Raw genomic sequence first — 20,522 nt, 5'->3', positions numbered from 1 at the left:
TCGCCCAGGCCCCGAAATCAGTTTCCCCTCGCCCAGCTTCGATTGAAAACTGCTTTGTCGATGAACAATCATGGTTCATATACAAACTCAATTCGCGATGACCTGATCCAGGACTCGACCGTCGAAGTCGGCCTCAGTTTCCACATTGAGTAGTCTTAGCAGCGTTGGAGCTAGGTCTAGAAGGTTCGCATCCAGCTTGACTCCGTGTCTAATATTTAGTCCTGTTATTCCGTAGAACCCTTCTCGAGTGTGTATTGATGAGAAGTGTGGCGAAGAGCTCCAGAGTTGTTTGGCTCCCAGCCTCGGGTTAACTTGGACTTTCTCGTTCTTAGTGTAGAGTTCGACACAAAGATCAGGCGCTTCGTTTTGGAACGGCCCCTTGAAAGTGTCTTCTTTGAAATGGAATATCGGTGATATTTTTTCACCGGACTTTGGATCCGTAAGTTCGCTCATTAAGTTGCACAGCTTCTCCACGACACTCGTCTTGGTCTGGGAACCTTCCCCACCCTTGAGCTTGTCTACAAGATCGTATGTCACGTAAATGTGAGCCTGGTGTCCACCAGTTGAGAATGCTAGCGTCTTGTCCCAATCGATGTTGTCAACAAGGCTCTGGAGGGTCCGTTCTATTGCTGCTGATTCAGTAAATCTGTAACCAATGAATTCTGGCGTCATCTTATAGATGGTCGCAATGGCACTCGGCGGCAGTGTTTTCAGGACCCAGTTCCTAAGCTTCACGTAGTTTTCGCCTTTGCGTTTCACAGGACCCTTGACTGTCAGAAGACCGTTAGACTCCAGATACTTGTTGATGAATAGAGCAGAGGAGACAGGTGCCGATCCATGGTCGGAGAGGACCAGTACGTTGGTTAGAGGGCCCGACAACTCGCGAAGTTCTCCAATCGCGGCGTCCATCTTGATGTACCAGTCGCGCAAAACGTTTGCATAAGGTGAGTCTTGGTTATCCATGTATTTCCAAAAATCGTGATGGACTTGATCGATTGCTTGGAATGTCATTGTGAAAACGTCGGGTTCATACCATTCGATCAGTTGTTTTGCAGCCTGAAGGGTTTTGTCGTGCAGCTTCTGAACTTGGAGGAGGTATGTTTTTTCTCCCCCCTTCATGCTCGTAGGCTTGGTTAGTGGGACGTCGATCTCATAACCACTGACTGAGGAGTCTAGTCTTTTCATCAGATCATCTGGGTAGGACCAGACCCCATGAGGCGGCACGGGAAAGCCGGATACCATGAAACCGTTTACCGGGTAGGGGGGATAGGTTCCTGGAACGTTGAAGACCCCTACTTTCATTCCTCTTTGCGAGCAGATGTCCCAGAAGCATCCGAGTTCTGGAGTAGTCTTTCCGAATTTTAGCTGCCTGTCTCTTCCTATGTAGGTGAACCCGTAAACGCCAATTTTCGCGGGGTTTTTCCCTGTGGCAAAGCACTGCCACGCAGGAACACTTTCCGGCGGGACGATCGACTTCAAAACGCCATGTGCGCCCGAGTCGAAGATTGCCCGAAGGTTTGGAAGCTCGTCCATCCACTTCTGAATCAACACGGGAGACGCAGAGTCTACGCCAATCACTAGCGCTTTCATGCTTCGATAACCGCTCGTACGGGAGTGTCGCGCACGGAGGGGCTCTCGCCTAGGGCGACCCTTACCTTTGCTGTTATCTTGTCCCAGACGATCGAGGGAGAATCACTGGTGTTGATCTTTGTCAAGTTGAAGTCGTCCACGAGTTTCAGATACAGCCATTTTTCCTTTCTAATGAACTCAGCCGTGTGTTCTGGACGATCTGCCAGAATTCGTTGCTCAGGAGCATCCATCACAAAAGATGCGTCGGGGCGAGGGATGAGTCTAAGGAGCAATGCTTCGCTAGGGACGCTCATGTCATTGTCCCTGAAAGCTACAATGAGATCGTAGACATACCTGTCACACACCGTGCTGTATCCTAGGAGCTTGCGGAGCCGTATTCCACCGATGAGGATCGGACCGTATATGTAGAGGAGGTAGAGGGACCAAAGGACTCTGGTCGGCTTTTGCTTTTCTAGGTCTTCAGGACTCGTGTGCAATATTCGAGCGGCTCGTCTGACGATGAAACCGAAGGGATCTAGAAGATCCTGGTGGCGCAGGTAGGAGAATTTGTAGCCAGCCTTATTGAGGAGATAGTAGCACTTGCCAGCGTTCGTTGACTTTCCAGAACCGTGGGTTCCGCTGAGTGTTATCAATATCTTGTTCATCTACCATACGCCTCCTCTTCCTCCTGCCCTGAACGCGGCGCTAACAAAATCCAGAATCATGAGTGGTGGGGCGACCAGACAGGAAAGGGCGCTCTTCCATCTTGCACTTGCAGCCTCTCGCGCACCCTTAAGCAGGAACAGCATGACGATCGCTATTGTAGGAATCCTGTAGGGGAGAACGAGCCTGTCGCGTCTCAGGAATCCCAGCCTATCGTCGCCAAATCTTTTCTGTGCCATCTTCTTCATTTCTTGAAAGTTCGAGTTTTCGACTTGGCAGGCTTTCAGGAAACGTTCTATTGATGCCAGGTAGAAAATGAAGGCGTCGCCTATTCGAGCATGATCAACCTTGTCGATCACTTCTGGAGCGCTCGCAGTCTCAATCAGCTTCAAAAAGTCCAGAATGTCGGAGAGTTTGAGAAAGTTGTGGCGGAACATGGCGTGAATCACTCGTATTAGCACTCTATCTGAATCAGACGTCATCCATACAGGATGCCCCTCGAGTCTTATCTTCCTACGTTGAAGAAGGATTTGATTTGGGTCTAGATGGTTCTCGCCGAGCTGGCTAATCGTCGGATAAAGCTCAAAGTCGTGTTTGTATCCGGGCAGAAAACAGCTGAACTTTCCGAGTAATCTGTCGCAGTGAGTGAGCCCCGAAGCGCGAACTCTGTACTCATTCACCAGTAATTTCTCAGCTAACAATAGCTCTGCTGGTGATGGCACGAGGAGGTCAATGTCGTGTCCGATGTCGGGGAGAGAATCGAAGGATTTTATCGCGACGAAAGAGACTCCACGCTTTGTGAAGAAATCGCTCATCTGATCATAGAGATCAAATGCTTCGCGCGCATCGTTTGTTGCCTCGTCGAGTTCCACGGAGGAAAGACTGATCAGCTTTCCTGCCCGCAAGAGAACCTTGTTCTTCTTAGCAAGTTTCAGCATCTTCTCTTCATCTTTCACAACGAGCTTGTTGTTCCTCAACAAGGCGCTCGCTAGGAGCAGAGATTCAGCTTCTCTCCTGGCGGTCTTCACCCCTCCTATTTCCTCGAGAAAATCCAATTTCATAAAACGATGGCTCCTAGAGACTCATCGAAGAGAGGATTGAAATGTTGTTTTGACAGAATCTGGAATTTCATAGCGAGGCCTCTCCGAGTTATCTAGTACGCGGAGGATAAGTGAATCTTCAGGCAAAACTATCGGAGTCATCCCGGATCTTCACTTGTCCCCAGCTTCCATGTAGTAGTCTTGATGATGAATTCCAGTCGCGTGGTATTTATCCAATTCCGGCAAGGTCTTATCGTTGAGCAATACGATATCTTCGGATTTCTTTGTCATTAAAGCGATTGAAAGGGACGATTTTGTCTAGGAAGGGTTAAAACTCGCGGACCCGCAAGTGCCCACGCTAGGGGTCTGAAGAACGAACGAGGAAACAGTCCTTACGGCAAATCCCGCAGCGGGGACTGAAACTGTACTGCAGCCCAAGCACGGATTCAGAATTCCGTTAATGCGGCCAGTTGTAGACGAAGAGATGCTTCAAGCGGCGCTCTTCTCGTTGCAAAATGAGAAGCTTGTCATGGGAGAGAGCGTGTACAAGTTCGAGGAAGAATTTGCACGTTATTGCAGCACTCGATACGCGGTCTCAACAGCCTCTGGCACTGCCGCGCTCCAGATCGCCCTACAATCAATGGGGATCGATGAAGAGGATGAGGTTATGACGACACCGTTTTCGTTCTTCGCAACGTCCAACGCCGTAATCCACGCAGGAGCTCAACCGACATTTGCAGATGTAGAGAAGGATGGTTTCAACCTTGACCCAAAGAAGGTGGAGCTCAAACTCACCCCAAAGACTCGTGCTGTTATTCCTGTTCACCTTTACGGACACCCTTCAAGAATGAAAGAGTTCAAGGACCTGGCCGACGATAAGGGAATCAGCATCGTTGAAGACGCATGCCAAGCTCACGGTGCAGAGTACCAAGGGAGACGAGTCGGCTCCCTCGGACATGTGGGCGTTTTCTCCTTCTACACAAGCAAGAACATGACGGTATGCGGCGACGGCGGCATGATCGTGACCAACGATGAACAAGTTGCTGAGGCGGCTCGCAGCTTCAGAGATTGTGGTCGAGCGTCGAAATATACTATGTCGCGGATCGGTTACACCTCGCGGCTTAACACGGTAAACGCAGCTATTGGGAGGGTCCAGTTGAAGAAGTTGGACCAGTGGAACGAAGCTCGGAGAGAAATGGCGGACATGTACAGAAGGGAGCTGGAAGGTGTCGCAGGCGTGGAGTTACCGCCAGCTGAGACGACCGGGACAACCCCTGTGTATCATCTGTTCGTAGTCCAAAGCGACCACAGAGACAAAATAGCCTCGCATCTTGAGAAGAACGGAGTAGAAGCGGCCATTCACTATCCGGTGCCGATTCACCTCCAAGCACCGTATCGAACAAGATATGGATACTCGGAAGGATCGTTCCCGCTATCAGAGCGCCTAGCTGAACGCGTGCTCAGTCTACCTATTCATCCTGCAATTACGGCAGAAGAAGTCCGATCTGTTTCCCGTCTCGTAAGAGAGACTACGACCGCAGAGTAGACAAGGTGATAGCGTGAGCAGTACGAACCCAGTCCGAATCGCCGTCATAGGCGGTGGATACTGGGGAAAAAAAGTAATTCGAGAAATCCTAGACGTAGGCCGAACTACCGGACGAGTCCAACTTCACGCAGTCGTCGACAACTCGCCAACTATGCTTGCACAGTGCCAACAGGAATTTGGACCCCTAGACTATCGTGTAGACTATCAAGGACTTCTGACAGATCCGCAACTGTCGGGAGTGCACATTTGCACACCCAACGCTACCCACTTCGAGGTCGCCTCTAATTTCCTCAGACACGGAAAGAACGTGTTGGTAGAGAAACCCCTCACCCTCAATTCGAAGGAAGCCTACCAGCTCGTCGAAATCGCCCGGGAAAGCAAGAGGGTTCTGTGCGTCGGTCACATTCACAGATTCAACAACGGAGTCCGAGAACTTAGACAGGCCATCAACACCGGGGTGCTAGGAGAGCTTTACTATGTTCGCTTCGGATGGACAGGTTTTCTCCCTCCACAAGGATACCGCGAAGTTATCACGGATCTAGCTCCTCACCCATTCGACATTTGCAACTATCTGCTCGACATGTGGCCGAACAAGATCACTTGCAGGGGAAAAGGGTACAGAACTAAGGAGAACGAAGAAGTCGCATTTATCACAGCGGAACATCCAAATGGGCTAGCGGCCTCAGTTGAGGTAAGCTGGCTAGACAGGGAAAAGCGCAGAGATGTGACGGTGGTGGGAAGCAAGGGCATGGCATACCTAGACTGCTCGGAACAGAAAGGCGTCCTTCACGCTTCAACTAGTACCCAGATCTCCATTACGCCGAGCAACACGCTCAGAGAGGAAGTCACACACTTTGTCGACTGCATTTCAAGCAGCCTGGACTCCAAACCCTTTGCCAACCTCTCAGACGGAATTCTCGGAGCCCGGGTCGTCAGCATCTTAGAAGCCGCACGGGAGTCTCTCCGTCAGGAGCGAACCGTGCGAGTTGAGATGCCCCTGGCCGAGGAGATACCTGCAAAGTGAATCGACGGCCAAAATACTCGATCATCAAGAAGACGAAAATCGGACAGTCGTCACGGGTATATGACCAGGTAAACCTCTACGGCGGCAACATCGGAAAAAACACCAAGATAGACGCGTTCGTCTACGTCGAAGAGGGAGTCACGATAGGCGACAACTGCAAGATTCGACCCTTCGTTTTCATCCCCACCGGAGTGACCATAGAAGACAACGTCTTCATCGGACCTAGCGTCACGTTCACCAACGACAAGTACCCCAGAGCCCATGGCGAATGGAAACTTCTCGAGACCCGAGTAAAGAAGTTCGCATCAATCGGTGCGCGAAGCGTGATCAACCCCGGTGTGACCATTGGAGAAAACGCTCTCATTGGCTCAGGGTCTGTTGTGACTAGGGACATACCGGACAACGCCGTCGCGTTCGGCAACCCTGCACGAGTCGTGAGCAAAGCCCTGCCCAGTCTGGCTGCGCCAGCGAAAACACGTAGCACGAAGGGGTCGTCGCGTCTTTGAAGACAATAGCGATCATTCCGGTCTACGGGGACTCAGAGACCATTGGAACCGTTCTCGAAAGGTTCGGGCCTGGCTACGTAGACGAAGTATGCGTCGTTGCAGACAAACCTGGAATCCTCACGCTGGGAGCGATCGAAGAGGCCGGACGACAAATACGAGTTCCTGTCAAGACCATCCAAAACCCGGTCCGAAAGGGAATTGGTCATGCAATACGCCAGGGCTACAACTATGCCCTCAAGAATGGCTTTGAGCTCATCGTCATAATGGCAGGAAATGGCAAAGATGACCCACGCGAAATTCCGAGACTAACTACTCCGATCATAGAAGAGGGATACGATTACGTTCAGGGCTCCAGGTTTCTCCCCGGAGGCCGCCGAGAAAAGAATCCTTTCCTGAGAAGCATCTTCACAAGGATATTTCCATATGTCTGGTCGTTTATGACAGGAGTACGGTGCACTGAGGTCACGAACGGTTTCAGAGCCTACAAGGCCGCGATCGTGGAAGATTCGCGCATTGACCTTCGGCAGAGTTGGCTAGACGGGTATGAGCTAGAATACTACCTTCACTACAAAGTTCTCACACTGGGCTACAGATTTACTGAGAGGCCAGTTTCCAAAGATTACTCTGCAATGAAGAACAAGAAATATTCTCACATCTCTCCGTCCAAGGACTGGTGGCAAATCGTGGGGCCATTGCTCATGCTAAGACTCGGAGTCAAGAAGTAGAATTGACCGAGGTACTGGCTTCTCCAATCCGCCTAGGAGCCGAGGATTTGCACAACCTGGCTATCCTCAAAGAGTATGCCGACTTCTGGAAAGTCCCCTACACCCTTGAGCAACCTCAAGATCGAAATCAGCTACTCTTCACAACTGGACCGACACACGGTGGCGCCGTCTCTCCAGAAGGGCGTCCCATAATTATTTCCCCGGTTGGAATCGAGGACGCCAAAAACATCGCGGCACGATTCGGCCTCGAGACGTTAAGAGAAGAAGTGACCGTCCGTTTGCCAATATCCCCCGGCACATTTGTTTCTTTGAAAACCACTCTCAACCAGTTCTCCGGGTCAGGTCTCATGCCGAGGCTGAAGGACGGGAGCATAACAATTCTTCACCAGATTCTAGGATCGAACGTCCACCTGCTCTCAGCTGATCTTGTGTCAGATTATGATCGACTGATCTATGGTGGATTGGACGATAGTCCAAGTTGGAAATTCCGAGCTTTAGCGATGATGCCCTTCTCGTATGATAAGATTCCATCTTCCATAAGGAACCGATTTTTCAAGGCAAGGAAGGGTATTGCTGAGTTCAAAGAGGACATGCTCGGACCCGTCGAGTGTCTCAGAACAATCTTCCTGGCCAGCCTGTTGGTTGCTTCCGGAAAGACGATTCCACGAATCGGATTCTGGAGGAGAGGCAAGTCCCATGCCCTAGCTGTCAGCCACGATGTGGAGACAAGGGTTGGCTTAGAGGATGGTGCGAGCAGACTTGTCGAAGTGGAAAGAGAACTGGGTATCCAATCAACCTGGAATATTCCCAGCGAGCGTTACCCATTGTCTTCTCAACTTTTGACATATCTGACGAAAACAGGAGAGGTTGGAGGGCATGACACAAAGCATGATGGCCGCCTGGTCTTCACAGGATCCAAGGGCTTGGTGGAGAGGTTAATTCGGTGCAAGGAAACGCTTGAGCTCCTCGCCAATAGTGAGATTCGAGGATTTAGGTCCCCGCTTCTGCAACATAGCCGAAAGATTTTGGACGCGGTTGGCAAGGCGGGCTACAAGTTCGACTCGTCGGTCCCTAGTTGGGAGGCTCTATCTCCAACGTCACTCAGACCTCACGGGGTCGGAACTATCTTTCCATTCTCCGTTTCCGGTGTAACCGAGATTCCGGTGTCACTCCCCCAAGATCATCAGTTGATTAGAGTTGGTGGGTTGGACATCTCACAGGCAGTCGATCGACTCATCGATGTCTCAAAATGGGTGAAGGGCATAGGAGGAGTCTGTGTGCTGCTTGTACACCCGGACTACGAGTTTGGCCTGGAAACGGGGCAGGAAGAGTATCGCCATCTCCTCCAGTCTTTTCGTTCCGACCCCGGCTGCGATATTATGACACTCGGCGAAATGGCCGACTGGTGGGCTAATCGAGAACAATCCCAAATTAGCATCCTGGAAGGAAAGGTGATTTTGCAACAAGCCAATGGTCCGACGGCAGCAGATGCGCTAGAACTCGAGTTTGTGACCGAATACGGGACTGAAGGCTTCAAAGTGGAAAGATTAGCAGATTCCACCGTCGCGAGTTATCGAGAGGATCGGAGATGTAGCTCATGATAACCCAATGAACTTCCTCGTCTCGATCCTAGGGACTCTCTACTACACGACTGCGCTTTCAGTGATTGCTGTCTACACATTAGGGCTTGCAATATTCTTCAGGAACGCCGCAATGCCTTCGCCGAAAGGTTTGCGTCGAGCAAACCCTACGGTATCCTTGGTGATTCCCACCTACAACGAGGCATCGATCATAGGCCAGAAGCTCGACAACGTCCTAAAGATCGACTATCCTAGAGAGAAGCTCGAAGTGATCGTGGTCGATAGCGCTTCTACCGACGAAACACGAACCATCGTCTACAGATTTGCCGAAGAGCACGCGCACCAACTCAACCTGGTTCTGATAGAACAGCCATTCAGACGAGGCAAGAGCGAGGCAATAAACGAGGCAATGCGAAGAGTCAGGTCAGAAATACTGATACTAACGGATGCGGACGTCACCTTCCCATCTAATTCGGTGTCAAGACTCGTCGAGAACTTGTACGAGTCCGAGATCGGTGCTGTTTCTGGAGTTGAGGTCCCGGTTGGAGCGAGGTCGTTTCTGGCAAATCTTGAATCCGGGTACCGGCGAATCTACACAGCTGTCAGGCTAGCAGAAGCAAGCATCGACACGCCGTTCATGTGCGAGAGCGAACTCTCTGCATACAAGACCGAACTCTTAGAACCTCTGCGTCCCGGGACTGTGTGCGATGACGTAGAGCTTACGGTTACAGTGAGAAGAAAAGGTTTGAGGGCAGTCTATGCTTCCAATGTTCCGTTCTTCGAATCAGAGGCGGACAAGCTCGGACCCAAGTTCAAGCATAAGTTCAGAAGAGGGATGAACAACCAACACGCGTTACTTCAAAACTCGAGCGTGCTGTTTGGAAGGAATCTTGGGAACTATGGCAGCATTGTATTTCCCTTCGAATTCTTCGTTCACATAGTTTCGCCAGTCCTATTGACAGTTGCGCTCTTTTCGTTTCTTGCATTTGCAGTTCTTGCACCCATCGCGAGCGCGATTGCTCTCCTAACAACAATTGTACTTTCTCTGCCGACGCTCGTCCTTACCCGTTTGTTGGTCAACCGGTATCGGGGCGTCGAAAATGAGAGTCCACGAGGGTCGGGGTACTGGGTATTGGGCGCGTTCGCCTTCCTAGCTTTCCAGCTGCTCCTGATGGCCAGCTTGCTCAAGCTTGCCTTTGGAGGGCCACAAGTGAACTGGCAACAGATCCCGGGAACTCGAGTTGCAGTAGAAGCTGCGGCTCAAAGCGTGTAGAAGAGAGCGTCTTTCACGCCTATTTGGAAGACTTGACGGGTTTCTCTCTAATCGTGTCTGAGGTAACTAGTGAGTTTCGGCAGGAACACGATAGGAACGATAAGCCGCCACGGGCGCGGAACCCAAGACATAGAGGCTTAGTAGAAGTGCGTTATAAGAGGGAAGAAAGAAGGGCCCGATCCCGAGTATCACGCCGATGGTTATGGAGAGTAGGACGCTCAAGAAGACGCTCAAGAGTAGTTGCTCGAGAACGTTGATCTGCTCACCTGGGAAGATTATCCGGACTGTCAAATACCCTGGAACGAAGCTCAATATTCCGAGCCCGAAAACAATTTTGAGAAACAATAGGGCCCCGGTCTGGGTCTCCAAGAATACTAGAAACGATTCGGAGACTGCAACGATTATTGCCAGATATACCCACCAAGTGTCCCAGTAGGAGGTAAGATATTCCTCGAACGAGCTAGCCCCGGCCGGAAGGTACAACTTGATCTCTCCCTTGGATTGCATTTGCCTGATCAGAGGTAGAAGCTCCGCATCTCCGACCTCAATCATCTCATCTTCAAGGCATTTCTTGAGAGAAGCTAGGGTGCGAGGACGGCGCTTTGCCACAACAATCAATATGGCCTCTCTCGTTAACGCGGGCAAATCCTAAAGCCTAACCGCCTCCGTCCGGCTTGAGACCCAGATATGCGCTTCCGTCAACTGGCCCTTCTGGGGACCCTCCTCCTTCTCGTCTGCACTCTTTCAATCACGCCTAACAAGGCGTTGGGTCAGTCGGCCCCAGTCGAAATTGCACAAAGTAAGATCGTTCAAGCCTTTCAAATTGTGCAGCAAGCAGATTTGGAAGGTGCCTCTCCTACAGTAGTATCCCAACTTGCAAGCAATTTGAATCTCGCCCTGTCGTACGAGCAGAGTGCAATTCAACTGCTCTCGACAAACAAGACTGGATCAGGCGTCTACGCAAGTCTGTCTCTTAACGTGTCCACCGCGGCAGCGGTTCAAGCTCTGAGCGCAGCTAGCGCTGCCCGTACTCAGACGTTTCTCGGCCAGCTAGGCGCATACTCGCTTGCCGTAGCGAGCGGCCTAGGCTCTACGCTCATGGTTCTTGAAATCCATCATGTCAAGAGCTTCGTCCGAAGGACAAGATTGCGCAGACTCCGCTTAGAATGAGGGCAACGAGAGTGCGACGAAGGATCATTACTTTTGTCGTCTTGTTCGCATGCTTCAGTCTGATCTACAGTTCTGTAGCCTATTACGCCCTCAGTAAGCCACCTGCTCAGCCATTTATTGGATGGGGAGTCTTCTCGCCGAGTGATACCCTTTCTAATTATTTCTCAGGAGTCGGAATAAATGTCACTGCCCACAAGGTTCTGAACTGGCATTTCGAAGTGACGAATCATATGGGTTCGATCCAGTACATTGGAATCGTCTATCGTTTAGGAAACAGTACCAACAGGAATCCCAATGCTACCACGCCAAGTACCGCCCCGCAGATAGGAAACAATTCAAGGTTCATCCCGAACGGGCAAACCGCTTCCATCAACTTCACCTGGAGCATCAATTCCGAAAATCAAGCTGGAGGGTTGGTAATCCTCAACATGACCATCAATGGCCAGCAGGTATCTCCTCCTATTGGAGCTGTCAAGGGATTGAAGTTCAGATTCTTCTTTGAGCTCTGGACGTATGACCTAACGGCTAACTCACTATTTTACGGATACGAAGTATCCGGCTCTCGGATAGGCGATTGGCTTCAAGTCTGGTTTAACGCCGCTTAGATCTCCCTCTTCAGCCTAGACTTGGATTAGCGAAGATCTCGTCTGTACCTGTCGAATAGACTAAGTTGAAGTTCTGCGTGACGTTATTCGCGAAGTCGTTTCTGACGACGTAATAATAAGTCGCGTTGTGTCCAAATCTTAGACTGTACAGGTTCTGCCAGTAGCTAGGAAGCACGATGTAGCTTGCCGTGCTGTCGGCCTTCGAATAGGTCAAGTTGAAACCCGGAAGAGTTGCGTCGCTGTTCGGCTTTACAAAACCACCGGGCTGGCCGGCAATGCTGTTCTGTTCCAGTTTCGGTTGGCTGACTGCGCCTTGAAGGCCAGCATAGAACCGCCAGCCATCCTCATCCGGCTCGAGGAACAAGATGGAATGCTGTTGCAGCCCAGCAGCGACATTTGCGGCGTAGAGCGAAGAGCCGGGTATGTAGTGGAATGGGTCGATCCCATACCTCGTTATTGGTATGAGGACGGCGAAGAGAACCATCATGACGATGAATCCTGTTCTGAAGAGTCGGAAGAGGTCTCTTCCCCGAAAGGTAAGCACGGATCTTCGTTCGAGAAGCCAGGCAGTTAGAATGACGAAGGGAACAAGTGCGAACAAGTAGCTTCTTTGGAGAACATCGGTTCGGCCAAAAACTGCGATGGGTATCGTTGATACCCCTGCTAGAAATAGACCTCCGAGGAATAGCTCTCTTGGCTGGAGTTTTCGCAAGAAGAGAAAGTACGAGAGTCCGGCTGCCCAGACAATGACGGAGACCAGTTGTTCCATTAGGACTGTAATCCCGTAGCTGTAGGATGGTGTCAATGGAAGGGACGCTTGCGTCTTGATACCGATCGGTAATTGTGAGAGGGTCAATAGGGCCTTAGCCAGGATTGTGGTCTGTACAAGGTTCAGTGCATCTACAGCCACAACAAACCACCAGAATAGGACCCAGCAAATGAGAACGCCGAGTGGTAGCAGAGATCTTGCGGTTTGTTGCAGGAAGGTTTTCTTCGATTTTAGTAGCGACAATATCAGAAAACCGGTGAGGCCAAGGGTGACAGCAAGAGGCGTCTCAGGATGGCTCCCGACAAAAATAGGGATCGATGCCAGTCCGGTCATGGTCCAGAGCTTCCGACGTGGTGCGTCCTCGATTATTTTCAGAACTATGAATATGAGGCCTAGGTAGAGGATCAACTCCAGACTTTGGGGCGAGAGGTGAAACTGGAACCACATCCCCCCGAGAAACGTGGCTGAGGCAATCGATGCATATTGCGAGCTGAACATTCGCGTGATGACGTACACCATGAACACGATCACAAGTGAGAGTCCAAGAGGATAGAATCTCATGAGCTGGAACGGATCTATTCCCGCAATCGAAGTCAATTGCCCGACGAACAAGAATACCCCCGGAAACTGGTGACCATACCAGCTTGGAGAGTTCAGCCAGGCCTGATAGTTGAGAAGGTTAAGCGAGTTTCCGGTGTGATAGTAGGCGTCTAGAAACCTTGGGTCTTCGTAAGCGAAAGATGGAAGCCCGATGAGATAGAATGAAAGTAGGAACAGGGCCGATATATCTAATGCGATTTGTCCCCGTCCACGGAAAATGGAACGAGTGAAAATCAAAGCTAGTGTGGCTGCAAGCCCCCACCAATACGTAAATGGCAGATTGGAATAATAGAAGAAGGAGTTGGCTGTGAAGCTTGTAATTCGAAAAGTCGAGGCCGTGACAAACCAAAGAGAGACTGCCTGAGTTACAAGCGCTAGGGTTAAGATGAAGATCGGCGTGTTGATCGTTTCGTAGAAGGGTTTGGAACTTGGAGGCACGAGTTCCTGCTCAGTAGCCAAGCGAGCCATGTATCGAGGTTCATGTTCCAACTCGACGCGTTGTCTTGTTCTTGTTCTCGGTGTGCGCCCTTCGCTCTCCAGTCGAATGATCCAGAATCCAGTGACTAGAGCTAGCTCTGTGATGGCTGCGGCTATGACCCATGGGTTGAGTAGGACTAGGCCGAGTGGGAAATTCTGGGATAGCCAGGATTTCAAGAAAGAGTTAGATTGGGTCTCGAGAAACGTCCAATACAACAGAAGGGAGATGATGACAGTCTGGGAAACGAGAAGTATCTCAGTCCGCAGTTTGTGTGACATTTGTTTTCCCGCGAGCTAGCCTCGAATCGTTATTTTCTTGTCCCGACGCTCATTTCCAGATTCGGGTTTCAGGCGTAGACTCCTATAAGGTCGAGGGGGACGGCTGTCGCGTCTGTATCGATGGTAATCTAAAGATGTAGAATTATCGATATTTGGGACAATATTCTAATCTGGGATATATGGTCGTGTTAGTTTGTTGGGGTTCCTAGAACTGTCTCTAAACAAAGACTCTATTCTTGGCGCCACCGTTGCTGGCAAGGCTAACACTGTTGAGTCGTGTCCCCTTTGTCGGATCTCTCAAGGAGAGGTATTGGCCGAGTTCCAGAGGTGGAAGCTAGCGAGGACCAAGACGATGAAGGGCCATAGAGAGCGACTAATGCTATTCCACAAGGATCACGTCAAGACTCTCGACGAAGGAACTATTGGAGAAGCTTACCTGCTATTGATGAAGGCTGGTTCAAAGTTCTTTTCCTACACCGACAAGTGGGCGATATTCGAGCCTGCGTACGCTACTGTCCCGGATCACTGGCACAGAGTCGCCTCGGATTTGGACAAAAACGCGGAGGATGATGCCCAAATTCTCAGGACTCCCCGAATGATCATCGACAATTACCAGGGGACTTTGTCTAGAGCCTACCCTGATGACGATCCGGTTGAGGCAGAGACAAAGCACCGATAGACTCCTTCCCCAATTATTTTCAAGTAGGAATCATAGCCCAGCCCCAGAAAACCTTGGAACCCACCAGTATCTTCGGGGCGCGACGGGGAGAGATCTTGCGAGTGGACAGCAGATCTCGCTCGGGGGAGTTTCAGCAACCCCTGACCTTCGCAACCCAAGATGCTTCTATGGTTACAAACGAAACTATGATTCAAGCAAGTCAGCCAGCTGATTGAGGTTCTTAACTTCGCTCACTAGAGTCCGTGAGTATTTCTTGCCCTCGGTCGAGTTCTTTCTGTTTACCCATACTGTATTGATGTTGAGACGTGTGGCAGGCTCAACGTCGTGGTAGAGACTAGCCGCAACGTGAAGCCAGCCTCTATTGGGCCCGATGCGCTTCCGTGCTTCTAGAAAATGCTTTGTCCCGGGTTTGTATGATCTCACATGTTCAGCTGTAACGACTATGTCGAATGGTACTCTGAAGTGTTTCAATGTGCCCTTTAGAAGGTCATCGTCAATGTTAGACAGTATTCCCAGCTTGTAGTATCGAGCAAGCTTTTCGAGAGCAGAGTTAGTGTCCGTAAACGGACGCCAGGTAGGAAGTTGTTCCGCAAGTAGATCAGATGTCCCTTCTGGAATTGTCTTTCCCATGCCTTTGGCTGCAGAGTTGAATGCTTCAGCTAGGACTTTGCGGTACGACTTGTAGGGCTTTCGTGCCTCAATTCTCTTTTCTTCTTCTTGGTAAATGTTGGATAGGTCGGATTCTTCGGAAGGAGTTAGTCCCAGATTCTTGAGCGTTCGCTTGAAGGCGGCCCGGATGCCTGTTTCCCAGTCGATAAGGGTTCCGTAGCAGTCAAATGTTATGACCTCATAGTCACGGTTTCTTCCCAACTTCTTTTTCCTCTTGAACTCATGTTAAGAACGGTAAGTAGTTGCTAAAACAATCATTGATCCCGTTTTGCCGGAATAGGCGCAAAACGAAGCCCATGGCTGGCTGAAATACTGGATCCAAATCGCCCATTATCAACCCTGATCGGGGATCTGAAGCATCTCCCTGATTTCGTTTGCGAATCGTTCGGGAATCTCGAGATAACTCCAGCAAACGGTCCTCCATCCAAGCCCGGATCACGCCCTGAATCGGAAGACTCGCACATTATCACTACCAGACAGGAAATCTTGCAGAACAAAAGGGGGGTACTAGCGAGTGCACTTCGCGCCGCAAGAGTGGTTTGGCGAAAAAGTAGGACGTGTCGAGCAGTCTTTGTTTTTTGCTGGTTTTTTTGGAGCCTCGGGCGGGGTTTGAACCCGCGACCCTGCGGGGCAAACGGACGGGTTTGCCTTTCCGCTTACGAGGCGGATGCTCTCCGGTGTGAGAAACATCTACCAGGCTGAGCCACCGAGGCACCAAGTCAACGCTCGACAACGCTTTGACTTAAGAGTATTAGTTACAGAGAACTTTTGTCAAGTCCAATCTCGAATTACCATGTGTCGAACGACACCATCACCGTCTCTGACTGGCTGAATGATACCTCTGTCGGAGCGGATGCTCGAAGAAACCGTAAGCAAGTGCTGAGGCTCTACTCGACGGCTAATGGTAAGACCGTTGAAGAGATTCTTGAAGAGATCACGACTGGAAGAGTGTCACTCTACACTACTGCGAGAAGATTAGTCGATTCTATGCGGGAGAGAGAACTCAAACCGTCTACGGTCTTCTTCTACCGCAGTCTGCTACCTGGCTTCTTTGAGTCCGTGCTTGGAGAAGAGAATTTCAAACAGAAGGTGTTCGACAGACTGGTTCCTGCCGGAGAGTTCTACGTCTCAACGACCAAGAAGTCTCCGACTCCTGATGAAACTCGACAATTGCTTCGAATCGCAACTCCACAATATCGTGCTTTGGTCGGAGTAGAAGCATGTACTGGAATGCGAATCGGCGAGGCAGTCTCTCGAAAGATGTCGGACTTAGAGATTAGACCGTCTGGAATCGGACGGATCAAACTCCAAGTCGGACAGACTAAAGCCAGAATCAAACGGTACGTCTTCGTGACGAGAGAAGTTATAGAGTGGATTCGACAATATCACTTGAGACTGAAGAGTCCGAGTGAATGGATGTTTCCTGGTGAAAAAGGGACACATCTTGCGGAAACTACTGCGTGGACGGAGATGAAGCGACTCTTTGGACTATGCGGAATGAAAGACACAGAGGACGAAATCTACAGCACGCATTCGTGGAGACTCTTCGCCGATTCTCAGATGTCGAAAAGCGGACTCGACCGAAAATACATTGCTCTAATCGTCAGTCACAAGTCGAAACTCGGTGCAGAAAGCCATTACAAAGATTGGGATGAAATCGAGCGGCAGTGGATCGAGAAGTGTGAGGAGAAACTTACGTGGCTAACTGATAGAGTCGAAGTTACCGTTGTTGATCCTGTGGCTCGAAAACAGAACGAACTAATGCTCTCAGTTTTGGAAGCGAAAGGACTGTTGACTCCTGAACTACTGAGCAGTATCAACCGAACTAAGGAAAGGGGAAAGATTACCGAGCTAACAAAAGAAGAAGTGGAGAATCTACTCGAAGATCAGACGGACAAGACAGGAGTCGAAGAACAATGATCGAACGAGTCGAGCGAGTAGTCGGAGCAACAGCGTTCTTACTTGTAGTAGTGCTGATTCTTGTGTCAGTAGTCGTACTTCTCGGGTATCTGAGCTATCTTGGGGTTGCAGTGATGTCCGTCGTGGGACTTGCAATACTTCTGCCGGTAGTCCTGGCTCTGCCATTAATGATTCGGCTGTTTCTACCGAAGAAGAACGAAGAATAATTTGAAGAGGCTTGACATTTGGTAACAATGCGGCTAAGTGCGGGATTAGGTATCGCGGACAGTTTAGATGCGGATTAGAATGAAAGATGGACAAGCAGTCGGAAAGCCGACGTTTACAAAGCATGATGATGCTCCGATAGAAGCAGGACTTCGAGCGCACATCTACACCAGAAATTTTGTAACAAATGCCTACTACAAGCGAGAAGCGGTAATGCACAGAACTTTCAAAGACTCGAAAGGACGGTGGGTAGTAGAAATGTGGGTGAAGTCATTGCGCAGATATCTTTGCCGACTTGCGGAATACTATGACCAACCACGAAAGGGAACGCCAGCGTTTCCGATCAGAGTCTATAAGAACGGAACAGTAGTCTCGGATGAAGAGGCGGAAGATGGGGAGATTATCTACTAAACAGCTTGCGCTAACTAACGTAGTCGGTTGCTCAGGACTCAGGGTCTTAGCTCTCTAAGTACTTCTCTATACCTTCGAGAATCCGCACTCCGGTTTTGAGTTTGTCCACACGCGAAATTTTCTGAATCGTGATCAGAGGGAATTTCGAGTGTGCAATTCTCTCAGCTTCGTTAGGATTAGTCGCCTGGACTCGAATCTCGAATCGGCGACCGTCTTTCAGCTTAGAGATCACGTTGTACGGATGGACCTTTGAAGTACCGACACCGAGTGGTAGGGCGAATCAACCACCTCCGACTCTACGAACTTCTGCACCACCGGGTGCTTCAGATGTGGAAGGCAGATGCATAGAGACTCCAGCAGGTGTAATCGGAACTTCAACGCTTGGGGATTCAAGATTCTCCATCTCGTCGAGTGGCTTAACGGAAAGGATCTCAACTTTCGGAAACTCCTCCTGTACAAGTTCGTAGGCTTCTGCGTCCGTCAAAGCCGACACTTCGTACCACTGGAAACGTCCGTCGGGCAATACCGATTTGACAAGAAACAATCGGAGATCGCGTAGCTCGTTTCGGATTCTTACGATTCCACCGACAGGAATGACTGTCCCGTCTTCTCGTGTTCTAAATTCTATTTTCTATTCGCCTCCGCTCGCTACTTGAGATTCTGCGAGTAGGAAAGAGCAGGTTGGGACTTCCTACCTCGACCTTCGATAGCATCCTCTCTATTCCTCAGACATCTTCCACAAATTTTCCATTCACACTCTATGCCGCAGTCAAAACAGACACCTGTTCGAGCGTCGAGTGTTATGGGTCTGATTTCTTGAAGCAGAGAACTCATGTGATTTTACTTCTCATTTTTGAAATCTGAACAGGATCAAATCCCATAATCTTTATTTCAGAAGGAGAAAGTTCAGAGAGCGCAAGAACCGTCCGGACCTTACGGCTCTGATCATCACGAAACTTGTTTTTTTCCACAAGTGCAACCCGTCGCTGAACGACTGATCTTCTGCTGACAGTACCCAGAGCAATTGAACCGCCTCCATGACCGGATGAGGAGTGATACGCTTTTCTGTGTCCGATCAAATCTAACCAAGACGGGAAAATCTCGAAACACGTTGAACACTGAACACGTTGAGTCACCAATTCACGAGTCCTCGGTTCGGTCTTCTCCGGTGACGCTTTTTGTTACCCCGACTTGGCTGTGGAGCGAGTCTTCTCCTCAATGCTCGTAGCCTCCATTAGCTTCACGACAAGAACGACAACGAGTGTCACTTCCTTTGAAATTCGGACTCTGAGTGAAGACGAATCCACACAATGCATTCGGACTCAAGACCGTGAAGTTTCCCTGCAATAGCCCGTTGCTGACGATCATATTGGCGACTTTCCTGGTCCATGTTCCACTGTGGTCTTTCAGTTCTACTCAACGAAAGAGTCCGAGACGCAGAATCACAGAGAAGAGAATGAAGAGCGCAATCACACTAATGGCTCCAGCAAGAATTACACGCTGATATGGAGTCAGTGGTTCAGGGTCACGCCACAAGATCACAATCTCGTGAATTTTTGAGTGTTCGACCATTCCTTCGAGTTTAAACTCATAGTCTCTTTGGCAGTCTCGACAACTGACGAAATATGTCCGCTCGATCAACCGTGCACTCCGGCAAGATAACTGACGACATTTGCAATCAAAATCAGAATGAATATACAGAGTCCGAAGAAGATCAAATACGCTCGAAGTGTTGAGTGGTTTCGACTAACCTGTACTTCGTTAACGTGTTTACGATACACACTGATACTCTTTCGTGGAACGACAACGTGTGTCTTCGCAAGACTTGACAGTGCTGGAACAATAACAACTTCAGACTCGCTTCGCTCGTCGAAGAACTGTTGATCGAACTGAGCTATGCGATCACGAACTTCAGGAGAACGGAGATAGAGCGTGCGTTCGATACGTCTTGTTTCTCCTTCCGATTCTTTCTGCCGTTTCTTTCTCTCTTCTTCAAAGTGGAATGACGCATGCGCTTTGATCTTGTCAGAGGCTTGAGTATTGAAGTCGAATTGAAGGTGACAGACGGAGCAAGTGTAAAGAGCAAAAGTCTTCTGAATTCCGAAGTCTCGAATCGAATCGAGATCACGTTGTTGTTGGAAACGGTGCTCTTCGACGTGAGAGTCGATTTTGGAGTCATTAATCTCAAGTTTGCAGAACGGACATGTTGACACTTAGTTGTCTCCCTGGTCTCTTTTGTCAGAAACAGAAACGTCGCGAACTTTGCCTGCGTCACCGATTACGACTCCGACGTTCTCGACGGATTCTTTTAGAAATCCAGTAATCGTAACGGGTTTCAGTTCTTGCTGTGGCTTCTGTTGCTGTTCCTGTGGCTCAGGCTGAGAGTCTCTTGACTCAATCTCCGCAACGCATTCACGACAGAGAACAGAACCCTCGAAACTTGCTCCGATTTCACGACCGAGAATTACGACACCACAACGAGAACACACATACTCAGCCATTTCAACCTCAAACTTCCGACGCTCAGCATCTACGGCTTCAGGATCACGTTGCTGAACAGGGAAACGCTGAACTTCTCCAGATTTTTTACTACTTGCCCAAGACATTATTCAAAGTCTCCAAGAACCTTGAGTGGAGTTTCGAAGTGTAAGCGCACGACACTCTGACAAACGAAACAAAATCCATAGATGCAGTCCGAAGGCTCGACAGAAACAACTACGGAGCTACAGAAGGTACAGAATGCGATCATCACTTTTTACGAGGACAATCGGAAGCCCTACAATTCCAGCATTTACCACAGTGATCGCAGAGAT

At 49.8% G+C, this 20,522-nt stretch carries 22 protein-coding genes and 1 tRNA gene; 14 read left to right on the top strand and 9 right to left on the bottom strand.

Features of this window, described 5'->3' with window-relative positions; all coding sequences use genetic code 11:
- Positions 1–87 precede the first annotated feature (87 nt).
- From VGS11_05120 to VGS11_05110, 3 genes are read right to left on the bottom strand one after another with little or no spacing between them, the layout of a single operon-like run.
- The gene (locus VGS11_05120) at positions 88–1,590 is read right to left on the bottom strand and encodes an alkaline phosphatase family protein (protein ID HEV2119468.1); all 1,503 of its coding nucleotides are present in this window, start codon (positions 1,588–1,590) and stop codon (positions 88–90) included.
- The gene (locus VGS11_05115) at positions 1,587–2,234 is read right to left on the bottom strand and encodes a hypothetical protein (protein ID HEV2119467.1); all 648 of its coding nucleotides are present in this window, start codon (positions 2,232–2,234) and stop codon (positions 1,587–1,589) included. Before VGS11_05115 ends, VGS11_05120 begins: the two co-directional genes overlap by 4 nt.
- On the bottom strand, positions 2,235–3,293 hold the full coding sequence (locus VGS11_05110; protein ID HEV2119466.1) for a nucleotidyltransferase family protein: 1,059 nt from the start codon (positions 3,291–3,293) through the stop codon (positions 2,235–2,237).
- Between the two features lie 439 nt (positions 3,294–3,732).
- Between VGS11_05110 and VGS11_05105 the strand changes: the two genes are divergently transcribed.
- From VGS11_05105 to VGS11_05080, 6 genes are read left to right on the top strand one after another with little or no spacing between them, the layout of a single operon-like run.
- Positions 3,733–4,818, top strand: a complete 1,086-nt coding sequence (locus VGS11_05105) for a DegT/DnrJ/EryC1/StrS family aminotransferase (GenBank protein ID HEV2119465.1) — start codon at positions 3,733–3,735, stop codon at positions 4,816–4,818.
- A gap of 13 nt (positions 4,819–4,831) precedes the next feature.
- Entirely contained in the window at positions 4,832–5,842 is a 1,011-nt protein-coding gene (locus tag VGS11_05100; GenBank protein ID HEV2119464.1) for a Gfo/Idh/MocA family oxidoreductase, read from the top strand.
- Entirely contained in the window at positions 5,839–6,348 is a 510-nt protein-coding gene (locus VGS11_05095) for an acyltransferase (protein ID HEV2119463.1), read from the top strand. Before VGS11_05100 ends, VGS11_05095 begins: the two co-directional genes overlap by 4 nt.
- Complete coding sequence (locus VGS11_05090) at positions 6,345–7,073, top strand: glycosyltransferase family 2 protein (GenBank protein ID HEV2119462.1); 729 nt, start codon at positions 6,345–6,347, stop codon at positions 7,071–7,073. The genes VGS11_05095 and VGS11_05090 overlap by 4 nt, the downstream gene beginning before the upstream one ends.
- Before the next feature lie 2 nt (positions 7,074–7,075).
- Positions 7,076–8,674, top strand: coding sequence for a hypothetical protein (locus VGS11_05085; GenBank protein ID HEV2119461.1), 1,599 nt, complete (start codon positions 7,076–7,078; stop codon positions 8,672–8,674).
- Between the two features lie 7 nt (positions 8,675–8,681).
- Positions 8,682–9,926 carry a glycosyltransferase gene (locus tag VGS11_05080; GenBank protein ID HEV2119460.1) on the top strand — a complete coding sequence of 415 codons (1,245 nt, stop codon included), beginning with the start codon at positions 8,682–8,684 and terminating at the stop codon, positions 9,924–9,926.
- Between the two features lie 66 nt (positions 9,927–9,992).
- On the opposite strand, the gene VGS11_05075 is transcribed toward VGS11_05080, so the two are convergent.
- Positions 9,993–10,571 (bottom strand): DUF1616 domain-containing protein, encoded by a 579-nt coding sequence (locus VGS11_05075; GenBank protein ID HEV2119459.1) that lies wholly within the window; start codon positions 10,569–10,571, stop codon positions 9,993–9,995.
- Positions 10,572–10,613: 42 nt separating this feature from the next.
- Between VGS11_05075 and VGS11_05070 the strand changes: the two genes are divergently transcribed.
- Together VGS11_05070 and VGS11_05065 are read left to right on the top strand one after the other, a co-directional pair.
- Entirely contained in the window at positions 10,614–11,096 is a 483-nt protein-coding gene (locus tag VGS11_05070; protein ID HEV2119458.1) for a hypothetical protein, read from the top strand.
- An 11-nt stretch (positions 11,097–11,107) separates the two neighbouring features.
- Positions 11,108–11,701: a hypothetical protein gene (locus VGS11_05065; protein ID HEV2119457.1), complete on the top strand. Its 594-nt coding sequence runs from the start codon at positions 11,108–11,110 to the stop codon at positions 11,699–11,701.
- Positions 11,702–11,711: 10 nt separating this feature from the next.
- Here VGS11_05065 and VGS11_05060 read toward each other — a convergent pair whose 3' ends face one another.
- Positions 11,712–13,826, bottom strand: coding sequence for a hypothetical protein (locus VGS11_05060; GenBank protein HEV2119456.1), 2,115 nt, complete (start codon positions 13,824–13,826; stop codon positions 11,712–11,714).
- Between the two features lie 310 nt (positions 13,827–14,136).
- On the opposite strand from VGS11_05060, the gene VGS11_05055 reads away from it, so the two are divergent.
- On the top strand, positions 14,137–14,505 hold the full coding sequence (locus VGS11_05055; protein HEV2119455.1) for a hypothetical protein: 369 nt from the start codon (positions 14,137–14,139) through the stop codon (positions 14,503–14,505).
- A gap of 183 nt (positions 14,506–14,688) precedes the next feature.
- On the opposite strand, the gene VGS11_05050 is transcribed toward VGS11_05055, so the two are convergent.
- Positions 14,689–15,375 carry an HAD-IA family hydrolase gene (locus tag VGS11_05050; protein HEV2119454.1) on the bottom strand — a complete coding sequence of 229 codons (687 nt, stop codon included), beginning with the start codon at positions 15,373–15,375 and terminating at the stop codon, positions 14,689–14,691.
- Positions 15,376–15,765: 390 nt separating this feature from the next.
- Positions 15,766–15,887, bottom strand: a tRNA-Thr gene (locus tag VGS11_05045).
- A 55-nt stretch (positions 15,888–15,942) separates the two neighbouring features.
- Between VGS11_05045 and VGS11_05040 the strand changes: the two genes are divergently transcribed.
- The 5 genes from VGS11_05040 to VGS11_05020 all read left to right on the top strand — a co-directional run bounded on the left by VGS11_05040 (position 15,943) and on the right by VGS11_05020 (position 19,213).
- Positions 15,943–17,094 (top strand): tyrosine-type recombinase/integrase, encoded by a 1,152-nt coding sequence (locus VGS11_05040; protein ID HEV2119453.1) that lies wholly within the window; start codon positions 15,943–15,945, stop codon positions 17,092–17,094.
- Entirely contained in the window at positions 17,091–17,300 is a 210-nt protein-coding gene (locus VGS11_05035; protein ID HEV2119452.1) for a hypothetical protein, read from the top strand. The genes VGS11_05040 and VGS11_05035 overlap by 4 nt, the downstream gene beginning before the upstream one ends.
- A 79-nt stretch (positions 17,301–17,379) precedes the next feature.
- Complete coding sequence (locus tag VGS11_05030; GenBank protein HEV2119451.1) at positions 17,380–17,709, top strand: hypothetical protein; 330 nt, start codon at positions 17,380–17,382, stop codon at positions 17,707–17,709.
- Between the two features lie 340 nt (positions 17,710–18,049).
- Positions 18,050–18,268, top strand: a complete 219-nt coding sequence (locus tag VGS11_05025; protein ID HEV2119450.1) for a hypothetical protein — start codon at positions 18,050–18,052, stop codon at positions 18,266–18,268.
- A 732-nt stretch (positions 18,269–19,000) separates the two neighbouring features.
- On the top strand, positions 19,001–19,213 hold the full coding sequence (locus VGS11_05020; protein HEV2119449.1) for a hypothetical protein: 213 nt from the start codon (positions 19,001–19,003) through the stop codon (positions 19,211–19,213).
- Between the two features lie 133 nt (positions 19,214–19,346).
- Here the strand turns inward: VGS11_05020 and VGS11_05015 are convergent, their stop codons facing one another.
- Together VGS11_05015 and VGS11_05010 are read right to left on the bottom strand one after the other, a co-directional pair.
- Positions 19,347–19,922: a hypothetical protein gene (locus VGS11_05015; protein HEV2119448.1), complete on the bottom strand. Its 576-nt coding sequence runs from the start codon at positions 19,920–19,922 to the stop codon at positions 19,347–19,349.
- Complete coding sequence (locus VGS11_05010) at positions 19,923–20,210, bottom strand: hypothetical protein (protein HEV2119447.1); 288 nt, start codon at positions 20,208–20,210, stop codon at positions 19,923–19,925.
- Positions 20,211–20,522 lie beyond the last annotated feature (312 nt).

This window comes from Candidatus Bathyarchaeia archaeon (assembly GCA_035935655.1).
Lineage (GTDB): Archaea > Thermoproteota > Bathyarchaeia > 40CM-2-53-6 > 40CM-2-53-6 > 40CM-2-53-6.
The sequence above is the reverse complement of the archived record's forward strand: the minus strand, read 5'-3'. Positions and strand labels throughout refer to the sequence as shown.